The 11,060-nt window shown below is 69.1% G+C and carries 10 protein-coding genes; 5 read left to right on the forward strand and 5 right to left on the reverse strand.

The window, feature by feature from the left end:
* Positions 1–8: 8 nt before the first annotated feature.
* From LX88_RS29640 to LX88_RS29650, 3 genes are all read right to left on the reverse strand, one after another.
* A complete protein-coding gene (locus LX88_RS29640; RefSeq protein WP_258951217.1) occupies positions 9–1,004 on the reverse strand; it encodes a TerC family protein in 996 nt (331 codons plus the stop codon).
* A gap of 70 nt (positions 1,005–1,074) precedes the next feature.
* On the reverse strand, positions 1,075–3,372 hold the full coding sequence (locus tag LX88_RS29645; RefSeq protein ID WP_258951061.1) for a beta-xylosidase/alpha-l-arabinosidase: 2,298 nt from the start codon (positions 3,370–3,372) through the stop codon (positions 1,075–1,077).
* 8 nt (positions 3,373–3,380) lie between these two features.
* Entirely contained in the window at positions 3,381–4,394 is a 1,014-nt protein-coding gene (locus LX88_RS29650) for a LacI family DNA-binding transcriptional regulator (RefSeq protein ID WP_258951062.1), read from the reverse strand.
* A gap of 121 nt (positions 4,395–4,515) precedes the next feature.
* Here LX88_RS29650 and LX88_RS29655 point away from each other — a divergent pair, with 121 nt between their 5' ends.
* From LX88_RS29655 to LX88_RS29675, 5 genes are read left to right on the forward strand one after another with little or no spacing between them, the layout of a single operon-like run.
* Positions 4,516–5,793, forward strand: a complete 1,278-nt coding sequence (locus LX88_RS29655; RefSeq protein ID WP_258951063.1) for an extracellular solute-binding protein — start codon at positions 4,516–4,518, stop codon at positions 5,791–5,793.
* Complete coding sequence (locus LX88_RS29660; protein WP_090064709.1) at positions 5,793–6,764, forward strand: carbohydrate ABC transporter permease; 972 nt, start codon at positions 5,793–5,795, stop codon at positions 6,762–6,764. Before LX88_RS29655 ends, LX88_RS29660 begins: the two co-directional genes overlap by 1 nt.
* Position 6,765: 1 nt before the next feature.
* On the forward strand, positions 6,766–7,581 hold the full coding sequence (locus LX88_RS29665; protein ID WP_258951064.1) for a carbohydrate ABC transporter permease: 816 nt from the start codon (positions 6,766–6,768) through the stop codon (positions 7,579–7,581).
* An 18-nt stretch (positions 7,582–7,599) separates the two neighbouring features.
* Positions 7,600–8,595: an endo-1,4-beta-xylanase gene (locus LX88_RS29670; RefSeq protein WP_258951065.1), complete on the forward strand. Its 996-nt coding sequence runs from the start codon at positions 7,600–7,602 to the stop codon at positions 8,593–8,595.
* A gap of 13 nt (positions 8,596–8,608) precedes the next feature.
* A complete protein-coding gene (locus LX88_RS29675; RefSeq protein WP_258951066.1) occupies positions 8,609–10,159 on the forward strand; it encodes a glycoside hydrolase family 43 protein in 1,551 nt (516 codons plus the stop codon).
* Between the two features lie 3 nt (positions 10,160–10,162).
* Here the strand turns inward: LX88_RS29675 and LX88_RS29680 are convergent, their stop codons facing one another.
* Together LX88_RS29680 and LX88_RS29685 are read right to left on the reverse strand one after the other, a co-directional pair.
* A complete protein-coding gene (locus tag LX88_RS29680) occupies positions 10,163–10,633 on the reverse strand; it encodes a roadblock/LC7 domain-containing protein (RefSeq protein ID WP_090065207.1) in 471 nt (156 codons plus the stop codon).
* A gap of 5 nt (positions 10,634–10,638) precedes the next feature.
* Positions 10,639–11,013 carry a hypothetical protein gene (locus LX88_RS29685; protein WP_090064706.1) on the reverse strand — a complete coding sequence of 125 codons (375 nt, stop codon included), beginning with the start codon at positions 11,011–11,013 and terminating at the stop codon, positions 10,639–10,641.
* Positions 11,014–11,060 lie beyond the last annotated feature (47 nt).

Genomic DNA, 11,060 nt, shown 5'->3' on the forward strand with positions numbered 1-11,060 from the left:
GTCAAGTGTTACTTATCTTCGTCGCGGTGCCCGCGCAGCGAACCGGGGTGGGCCTTGGCCGACGGGTCGTTGCGCGTCTTGACGAGGCTCGCGACGGTGACGACCACCAGGATCGCGATGATCACGCCGAGGCTGAGCGGCGTCGGCACCTCGGGCACGCTCGCGGAGATGTCCACGTGCGCCCAGTGCAGGATCAGCTTGACGCCGATGAACGCGAGGATGATCGCCAGGCCGGCCGACAGGTACACCAGCCGATCCAGCAGGCCCTTGACGAGGAAGAACAACGCGCGCAGGCCGAGCAGCGCGAAGGCGTTGGCGGTGAAGACGATGTAGGGCTCCTCGGTCACGCCGAACACCGCGGGGATCGAGTCGAGCGCGAAGAGCAGGTCGACGCCGCCGATCGCGACCAGCACGACGAACAGGGGAGTGGCGAACCGCTTGCCGCCGACACGGGTGAAGATCCTGCCGCCGACGTAGTCGTCCGTGACGGGCAGGAGCTTGCGCGCGGTCTTCACCACCACGTTGTTCTCGACGTCGGGGTCCTCGTCGCGGTGCCGGAACAGCTGCACCGCCGTGAAGATCAGCAGGAGGCCGAACAGCAGGAACATGAACGAGAACAACGACAGCAGCGTCGCGCCGACCGCGATGAAGATGCCTCGCATGATCAGCGCGAGCACGATGCCGAACGTCAGCACCTTGTGCTGGTGCTCCTCGGGCACGAGGAACGTGGTCATGATGATCACGAACACGAAGAGGTTGTCGACCGACAGGCTCTTCTCGACGATGTAGCCGGCGAAGTACTCCGCACCGAACCCGCCGCCGTGCGCGCTCGCGAACCACACGCCGAAACCGATGGCCACGGCGATGTAGAACACCGACCACACAGTCGCCTCGCGGAAACCGATCCGGTGTGGCCGCCACGCCGCGAGCACGAGGTCGAACGCCAGCAGCGCGACGATCACCCCGATCGTCATCGCCCACGTCAGTCCGCTGATCTCCAGCACCGCAAGTCCCTCCACCGCCCGGTCCGTCCGCAATGGACGTTACCGGGCGGGGGAGGCGCGGGTCCGGAACTCAGGGTGTGTCGAACTCCGGTGTCAGGACGCGGTCGAACCCGACCTGCCGGGCGGGCCCGGTCAGCGCGAGCTTCAACGAGGTGTGGATGTTCGCGCTCGACGTGCCGACGTGCAGTTCGACGTCACCGGGGTCGACCTGGCGGTGGCCCGCCCGGCCGGTGTAGGAGGTCAGGTCCGCGTGCAGCCGGGCGGTGACCGTGCGGGTCTGGCCGGGAGCGAGGTCCACCTTCACCGCGCCGATCAGCTGCCGGACGGGCCGGGCGACCTCCGCCACCGGGTCGTGCAGGTAGATCTGGACGACCTCGGCGGTCACGACGTCCGTGTCGTTGCGCAGGACGACGTGCACCGCGCAGGTGCCGTCGGTCGACCACTCGCGTTCCTCGCAGCCCGCCGTCACCCACGTGGCGGGCGCGTAGGACAGGCCGTGGCCGAACGGGAACAGCGGCGTCGGGTCCACGTTGCTGACCTCGCTGCGGTTGCCGAGCGGCGCGTTGAGGTACGTGGACGGCTGGGTGGAGCCGGAGCCGGGGAAGCTGACCGGGAGCCTGCCGGACGGGTTGACGCGTCCGCTGAGGACGTTCGCGAGCGCCGGCGCGCCCTCCTGGCCGGGGTAGAAGCCGCACACGACGGCCGCGAGCCGGTCTGCCTGCCGGGACAGGTCGTAGGGCCGGCCCGACAGCAGCACGAGCACCACCGGCATGCCGGTGCCGAGCACCGCCTCCAGCAGTTCCTCCTGGCGGCCGGGCAACTTCAGGTCCGCGACGTCACAACCCTCACCGGACGTGCCCTTGCCGAACAGACCGGCCTGGTCACCGAGCACCACGACGCAGACCTCCGCCTGCCGCGCGGCCTCGACCGCCTCGGCGATCTCGTCGTCGGTCCCGCCGAGCACCGGACAGCCGCGCGCGAACACCACGTCGTGGTCCGCGCGCAACGCCTCCAGCACGGTGGTGACCTCGATGCCCATCTCGGCGTCCGGGTGGTGCACGCCGACGTGCAGCGGGAACGAGTAGCAGCCCATCATCGCACCGGGCTCGTCCGCGCGCGGGCCGACGACGGCCAGTCGCTTGCCGGCCAGCGGCAGCACGCCGTCGTTCTGCAGCAGCACGATCGAGCGCTCCGCCACCTCGCGGGCGAGGGCGCGGGACTCGGGGTCGTCCAGGTCGAGGTCCGCGTCGGGCGCGGGGGAGTAGCCGGGGTCGAGCAGGCCCAGTTCGAACTTCTGAGCCAGCACCCGGGACAGCGCCCGGTCGACGACCGCCACGTCCACCCGGTGGGAGTAGAGGCCTTCGAGCAGCGGTTCGCCGTAACAGTCCACAGTGGGCAGCTCGACGTCGATGCCGGCCGTCAGCGCCTGCGAGGCCGCGTCCTCGCGTCCGGCGGCGACGCCGTGCAGCTTGTGCAGGAACGCCACCGAGAAGTAGTCGGCGACCACGGTGCCGGTGAAGCCGTACACATCGCGCAACAGCGTGGTGAGCATCGCCGGATCGGCGGCGACGGGGATGCCATCGTTGTCGGCGTAGGAGTTCATCACCGACCGGGCGCCGGCGCGCAGTGCCATCTCGAACGGCGGCAGGATCACGTCCGCGAGTTCACGCGGCCCGATCGACACCGGCGCGAGGTTGCGCCCTGCGCGTGAGGCCGAGTACCCGGCGAAGTGCTTCAGCGTCGACACGATCCCGGCCGACTCCAGGCCCGCGACGTAGGCGGCACCGATGGTGCCCACGAGGTGCGGGTCCTCGCCGATGGTCTCCTCGACCCGGCCCCAGCGCAGGTCGCGTGCGACGTCGAGGACGGGGGCCAGGCCCTGGTGCACCCCGAGGCGGCGCATCGAGTCGCCGATCCGCGCGGCCATGCGCCGCACCAGGTCCGGTTCGAAGGTCGCGCCCCAGCACAGCGGCGACGGGTGCACGGTCGCCTGCCAGGCGGCCAGCCCGGTCAGGCACTCCTCGTGCGCCACAGCGGGAATCCCGAAGCGGCTCGCCTCGATGATCTGCCGCTGGGTGCGCGCGAGCGTGCGCGCACCGACCTCCGGCGCGATCGGCCGGGTGCCGAAGACGCGGGTGAGCTGGCCGAGGCCGTAGCGGGTCAGCTCGTCGAAGTCCTGCGGTGCCACGGCGAACTCGTGCTGGTGCGGGGCCATCTCGCCGGCGGCGTCGATGCCGGCCCAGATCCCCTGCAACTGCGCGATCTTCTCCTGCGGGGTCATCCGCGCGACGAGATCGCGCACGCGATCGTCCACGGGGGCGTGCGGGTTCCGCCAGAGTTCGTCCGGCGTGGTGGCTTCTGTCGTCACAACAAACCTCAGGGGGTCAGTGGGCGGGTCGACTGCCGGACGACCAGTTCGGTGCCCAGGGTGATGTGGGTTTCGTCGGGCTCGGCGCCGTTGATGAGCCGGACCAGCAACTCGACGGCGCGGTGGCCCATCTCGCGTATCGGCTGCTGCACCGTCGAGAGCGGCGGTGTGCACAGCGCGGACTCGGGGATGTTGTCGAAGCCGACCACCGACAGGTCCTCCGGCACCCGCAGGCCGAGCTGGCGGGCGGCGTCGATGGCCGCGATGGCGGTGGTGTCGTTGGCGGCGAAGATCGCGGTCGGCCGGTCGGGACGGCTCAGCAGGTAGCGGGCGGACGCGGCGGCTATGTCCGCGTCGTAGTCACCGCGCCGGACCAGGGTCTCGTCCACCGCGACGCCCGCGCTGGCGAGGGCTCCCCGGTAGCCGGTTTCGCGCTGCTGCGCGGATTTCAGGTCCTCACGGCCGGTGAGCAGCCCGATCCGGCGGTGGCCGAGTTGGAGCAGGTGCTCGGTCGCGAGCCGTCCGCCGTGCAGGTTGTCGGAGTCGACGGTGGGCAGCGCCGCTCGCCCGGTGTGCGGGTCGACGGCGACGACGGGTGTGCCGGGCAGGCCTTCGAGGTCGACGGCCGGCGTGACCAGCACGGCACCGTCGACGAGGGTGCCGCTCAGCCGCGTGAGGTAGCGCTGCTCCCAGCCGTGGGGGTCGCCGGTGCGACCGCCCGCCGAGTACACGACCAGCTCGAAACCGGTGCCGCGGATGGCATCCGCCGCGCCCTTGAGCAGTTCGGTGCTGAACGGCTCGATGTCGGCGACCAGGATGCCGATGACGTTCGTGCGGTGGTTGCGCAGGCTCTGCGCGACGAGGCTCGCCTCGTACCCCATGTCCTTGATCACGGCGGTGACCCGCGCAAACGTCTCCGCGGAGACGCCGTACCGCTGGTTGAGGACCTTGGACACGGTGGCTACCGAGACGCCGGCCTGAGCGGCGACGTCCTTGATCGTGACGCGAGAGCGTGGAGGCACCGGCACAGGCTAGCCGTGTAAAACGTTATCGACAACGATTGACACGAGGCCGATTTCACGCAATTCTCTGGCCCCAACACAGGCAGTCCAACCGGCCGACGTCGTCAGGAGTGGACCCGAAATGCGTTCCAGAAAGCCCCTTGCCCTCTTCGCCGCCGCGGCTTTCGTGCTGGCCGGGTGCGGTGGTGGTGGCGGCGACGCCTCCACGGAAGGTCCCGTCACCCTCACCTGGTGGCACAACCGGACCACCGAGCCCATGAAGTCGAAGTGGCAGCAGATCGCCGACGACTTCCACAAGACCCACCCGAACACCTCGTTCACGATCGAACCGCTGCAGAACGAGCAGTTCCAGACCAAGGTGCCGCTCGCCCTGCAGGGCAACACCCCGCCGGACCTCTTCCAGCAGTGGGGCGGCGGTGCGCTCGCCGACCAGCTGAAGTCCGGCAAGCTCGCCGACATCACGCAGGCCTCGTCGGGCTGGATCGGCCCGCTGGCCAAGAACGCCGACGGCTGGAAGACCGGCGGCAAGCAGTACGGTGCGCCGTACCTGATGCACGCGGTCGGGTTCTGGTACCGCAAGGACATCTTCGCCACCGCCGGAATCACCTCGACGCCGACCACTGTGGACGAGCTGAACGCGGCGGTCACGAAGCTGAAGACCGCGGGCGTGGTGCCCATCGCGCTCGGCGGCAAGGACCGCTGGCCCGACGCGTTCTACTGGGCCTACTTCGCGGTGCGCCAGTGCTCGGTCGACACGCTGAAGAAGGCGGTCGAGAAGACCGAGCTCACCGACCCGTGCTTCCTCAAGGCGGGCGAGAACCTCAAGAGCTTCCTGGACACGAAACCGTTCCAGGACGGGTTCGTCGGGACGCCCGCTCAGCAGGGGGCGGGCAGCTCGGCGGGCCTGGTGGCCAACGGCAAGGCGGCCATGGAACTGCAGGGCGACTGGAACCCGGACGTCATGCAGGCGCTCACCGAGGACAAGGAGATCGGCTCGAAGATCGGCTGGTTCCCGTTCCCGAGCGTGCCGGGCGGGCAGGGCGATCCGAGCGTGCTGCTCGGCGGCGGTGACGGGTTCTCCTGCACCACCCGCGCGGCCAAGGCGTGCGCGGAGTTCCTCGGGCACCTCGTCGGCGACGACGTGCAGAAGATCCTCGCCGAGACCAACTCCGGTCTGCCGGTGACCCCTGCCGGGGTGTCCGCGCTGAAGAGCGAGCCGCACAAGCAGATCGCCGAGGCCATGACCAAGGCTTCGTACCTCCAGTTCTACTTCGACACCGCGTTCCCGACCAAGGTCGGTCAGGCCCTCAACGACACCATCGCGAACTTCTTCGCGGGTCAGGGCGGACCGGACACCATCGTGAAATCGGTGAGCGAAGCAGCAGCCGGGAACAAATGATGAGTGCCGCGATCACCACGCGGCCGCCGACCGCCCCCGTGCCGCACGCGCCAGCGGCCGGGGGCACCCGGCGGCGGTCCCGACTCCGCCAACGCCTCGAACTCGCATTCCTGCTGACCCCCGCGCTCGTGCTGTTCATCGGGTTCGTCCTGATCCCGATCGGCGTCGCCGGGTACTACAGCCTCTACTCGTGGAACGGCTTCGGCCCGCTCACGGACTTCGTGGGGCTCGACAACTACGTCGCCGCCTTCTCCGGTGACGTCTTCCAGGGCGCCATCGGGCACAACCTGATCATCGCCACGCTCTCGATCGTCGTCCAGCTGCCGCTGAGCATCGGCCTCGCGTTGCTGCTCAACCGGAAGCTGCGCGGCCGGACGTTCCTGCGGATGGTGGTTTTCGCTCCGTACGTGCTGTCCGAGGCGGTGACCGCAGTCATCTGGCTGCTCATGTTGCAGCCGGGTGGGTTCATCGACGAGATCCTGCGCGGTGTGGGCCTGGGCGGCTTCGTTCAGCTGTGGCTCGCCGACCAGTCGCTCGTGCTCTACACGCTCTTCGTGGTGATCACTTGGAAGTACATCGGCTTCGGCGTGATCCTGCTGCTGGCCGGCCTGCAGGGCGTTCCGCCCGAGCTGAGGGAGGCCGCCGCACTGGACGGCGCGAGCGCCTGGCAGACCACCCGGCACGTCGTGCTCCCGTTGCTGGGACCGACGATCAGGATCTGGGTGTTCCTGTCCGTGATCGGGTCGCTGCAGCTCTTCGACCTGGTCTGGATCATGACGCTCGGCGGTCCCGCCAACGCGTCGACGACCATGGCCACCTACCTGGTCGACCACGGCTTCAAGCGCTACGAGTTCGGTTTCGGCAGCGCGGTCGCGGTGATCCTGTTCATCATCTGCTTCTTGTTCGCGTTGGTGTACCAGCGATTCGCTCTGCGTCGCGACACCCAAGGTGCGTTGACGGGAGTTCGCTGAGATGTCACGTCGTAACACCGTCGGCTACCTCGCCGCGTTCGCCGTCATCGGCATGACGGTGGTCCCACTGCTCTTCGTGGTGCTGGGAGGGTTCCGCACCACGGCACAGATCAACTCGTCGCCGGCCGGTCTGCCCGGTCCGTTCGTCTGGGACAACTACATCAGCGTCGCCACCTCGCCCCAGTTCTGGCGCCTGCTCGGCAACAGCATGCTGATCGCGGTGATCGCGACCACGCTGGCGGTCGTGCTCGGGTCGATGGCGGCGTTCGCGTTGTCCCGCTACGCCTTCAAGGGCCGCGAGGCGTTCTACACGTTGTTCACGCTGGGTCTGCTGTTCCCCCTCGGCGTGGCGACGTTGCCGCTGTACCTGTGGCTGCGCGAGCTGAACCTGCTGGAGAACCCGCTCGGTGTCGCGATCCCGGAGGCGGCGTTCTCGCTGCCCGTCACGATCGTGATCCTGCGGCCGTTCATGAACGCGATCCCCGGTGAGCTCGAGGACGCCGCCCTGCTCGACGGCGCGGCCAAGCTCGGCTTCTTCTGGCGGATCCTGCTCCCGCTCTCGCGGCCGGCGCTGATCACGGTGTCGGTGCTCGCGTTCGTCACCAGCTGGAACTTCTACCTGTTGCCGTTGCTGGTGTTCAACGACTCCACGAACTTCACGCTTCCGCTCGGCGTGGCCATGTTCCAGTCGGAGCACACCCAGGACACGGCGAAGGTGCTCGCCTTCACCGCGTTGTCCATGATCCCCGCGCTCACGTTCTTCGTGCTCGCCGAACGCCGCATGGTCGGGGGCCTCACCGGTTCCGTGAAGGGCTGACTCACAAGGGAGTGAATCGTGCGAACCCGATTAGCTGCCGGCATCGCCGTCCTGGTGGTGCTGTCCCAGACAGTTCCCGCTTCGGCGGCGGGACCGTTGAAGAGCGTCACGAACAGGTACGTGGGCAGCGCGGTGGCCGCCCAGCACCTGACCGCCGAGGCCGACTACAAGAAGGTGCTGACGCGGGAGTTCGACAGCGTCACGCCCGAGAACGAGATGAAGTGGGGCGTCGTCGAAGCCGTCCGCGGCCAGTACGACTGGTCCGGTGCGGACGAGATCGTCAAGTACGCCAAGAAGACCGGCAAGTCCGTGCGCGGGCACACGCTGGTCTGGCACAGCCAGCTGCCCGACTGGGTCGACGACCTCGAGGCGGCGGAGCTCCGGGACGTGGTCAAGAACCACATCAGGACCGAGGCGGGCCGCTACCGCGGGAAGATCCGCGCGTGGGACGTCGTCAACGAGGCGTTCAACGAGGACGGCACGCGCAGGCCGACGGTGTTCCAGGAGAAGCTCGGTGACCGCTACATCGCCGACGCGTTCCGCTGGGCCCACGCGGCCGACCCCAGGGCGAAGCTCTACATCAACGACTACAACGTCGAGGGGCTCAACCCGAAGAGCGACGCGGTCTACGAACTGGTGAAGTCGTTGAAGCGCCAGGGCGTGCCGATCCACGGCGTCGGCATCCAGGCGCACCTGTCGCTGATGTACGGCTTCCCGGCCGGCGTCAAGGAGAACATCGCGAGGTTCGCCGCGCTCGGGCTGGACGTCGCGATCACCGAGGCCGACGTGCGGATCCCGTTGCCCGTCACGCCCGAGAAGCTCGAAGCGCAGGCGGACTACTTCGAACAGGTCTGGGACGCCTGCCACTCGGTGCGGCGGTGCGTCGAGTTCACCACGTGGGGCTTCACCGACCGCCACTCGTGGGTGCCGGACGTGTTCCCCGGTGAGGGTGCGGCCTGCCTGTTCGACGAGAACCTGAGGCCGAAGCCGGCCTACGCCCGCCTCCACTCCTGACGGGAGTCCCCACTTGGCACAGTTCGAGAACCCGGTCCTGCCCGGCTCGCACCCCGATCCGTCGGTGTGCCGGGCGGGATCGGACTACTACCTCGTCACGTCGACCTTCGAGTACTTCCCCGGCCTGCCGATCCACCACAGCAGGGACCTGGTGCACTGGCGCCTGCTCGGCCACGTGCTGGACAGGCCGTCCCAGCTGCCGCTGCACGGTGTGCGCGCGTCCGGTGGCCTGTACGCGCCGACGATCCGCCACCACGAAGGTGTGTTCTACGTGGTGTGCACCCTGGTCGGCGGCACGGGCAAGAGCGGCAACTTCGTCGTCACCGCAACGGATCCGGCCGGTGAGTGGTCGGAGCCGCGGTGGCTGCCGGAGGCGGACGGGTTCGACCCGTCGTTGTTCTTCGACGACACCGGCCGCGCGTGGTGGACGGGGACCCGCGAGGTGCCCGGCGGAACGGCAGGGCAGACCGAGGTCTGGCTGCGCGAGTTCGACGCCGAGCGGCTGGAGCTGATCGGTGACGAGCACGTGCTGTGGACCGGCGCGCTGCGCGACTCCGTGTGGCTCGAAGCACCGCACCTGTACAAAGTGGACGGCAGGTACCTGTTGCTGTGCGCGGAGGGCGGCACGGACTTCGAGCACTCGGTGGTCGTGGCGACGGCGGACGACGTCACCGGGCCGTACCGCGGTTCGCCGCTCAACCCGTTGCTCACCCACCGGCACCTCGGCCGGGACCACCCGATCGCGGCGGTCGGGCACGCGGACCTGGTGTGCACGCAGGAAGACCAGTGGTTCGCCGTGTTGCTCGCGACCCGGCCGTACGGCGGCTACTACTACAACCTCGGCCGGGAGACGTTCCTCGTGCCGGTGTCCTGGGAGGCGGGCGGCCCGGTGTTCAGTCCGGGCACCGGCCGTGTCGAGGCCCGGTACGAGGTTCCCGCGCTGCCCGCGCACCCGTGGCCGGAGGCCGGGCCGACCGACGACTTCGACGGGCCGGTCCTCGATCCCGCCTGGCTGTTCCTGCGCACACCGGACGAGGTGTTCTGGTCGCTGACTGACCGGCCAGGCCACCTCCGGCTGCAGGTGCGCCCGGAGTCGATCACGGACCTGGTCACGCCGAGCCTGGTGGTCCGGCCCCAGCGGCACCAGGACTTCCACGCGTCCTGCGAGGTCGAGTTCGAGGCGGCGGGACCGACCGAGTGGGCCGGTCTCGTGTTGTTGCAGAACAACGACCACCACGTCCGGCTCCTGCTCGGCGCCGGCCGCGAGGTCGTCCTCGTGCGCCGCACCGTTGGCCACGACGAGCTCCTCGCGACGACGCGGCTGCCGGAAGGCGTGGTGCGGCTGTGCTTCGAGGCCACCGGTCAGGAGACCAGAGCGCTGGTGGCCGGCGCCGCCGAGGAGTGGCGGCTGCTCGGCGAGCCGTTCGACGGGCGGGTGCTCAGCACCCAGGCCGCGGGCGGGTTCACCGGTGTCCACATCGGACTGTACGTGACCGGTGACGTCGTGCCGGGCAGTTCCTGGGCGGACTTCGGCAGCTTCACCCACCGGAGCCTGGACGACTGACGGTCACCGCCGGGCCGCGACCGCCTGCTGCAGCAGGGACAGGGCCTGTTTGGACACGACGTTGAACATGCCCATCGTGGTGTCGCGCTCGCCGAGCACCACCAGCAGCGTGTCGGCGTCGATCCCGAACACGCCGACCTGGCCGGACTCGCCCTCGAAGAACACCGCTCGCGGACTGCCCACCCCGGCCTGCGAGGTGAACTGGGTCGCGAGTCCGGCAGCCGCCGAGGCCATCGCGGCGACGCCGTCGTCCTCGATGCCGCGCGTGACCCCGCACAGCACCAGGCCGTCGCGCGTGGCGACCAGCACGCCGTTGATCGCCACGGAGTCGATGCTGCCGTGGACCTCTTCCAGCGCCTCGGTCATCAACTTCGCGGCGGCACTGGCCGGCACGTGCCGCTCCGGTGCGGGCGGTGCCTCCGACAGCGGTCCGCGCCGGCGCAGGGGCAGTGCACCAGGGGCTTGGGTGGACATCTCGTTCACACCGTGAGGTCGGCTTCGATGGACTTGAGGCTGTGCCTGGCCAGCGCGAGGTTGGCGCGCTCCCGGTCGAGCACGAGGTAGAGGAAGAGCTTCGAGTCGCTCCGCTTGCCGGTCGAGAGCAGGCGGATCAGGTGGTACTGGCGGTGCAGCGTGATGAGGATGTCCTCGATCTCGTCGTTCAGCTTGAGCGCCGAGATCACTCGCTGCTTGGACCGCACGACCTCGGTGTTGCCGGCCGCGGCCACCTCCAGGTTCAGCCAGTCGCCACCACCGATCGAGCCCAGCGACATGCCGCTGTCGTAGTCCACGAGCGCGGCTCCCACGGCGCCGGTGATCGTCATTGCTTCTTTGAGCGCTGTCTCGATGTCCATGCGACTGCTTCTCCTAGTACATGACCGGTCACGCTCGGCGACGATCT

This window comes from Lentzea californiensis (assembly GCF_024648825.1).
In the GTDB taxonomy this organism is placed as follows: domain Bacteria; phylum Actinomycetota; class Actinomycetes; order Mycobacteriales; family Pseudonocardiaceae; genus Lentzea; species Lentzea californiensis.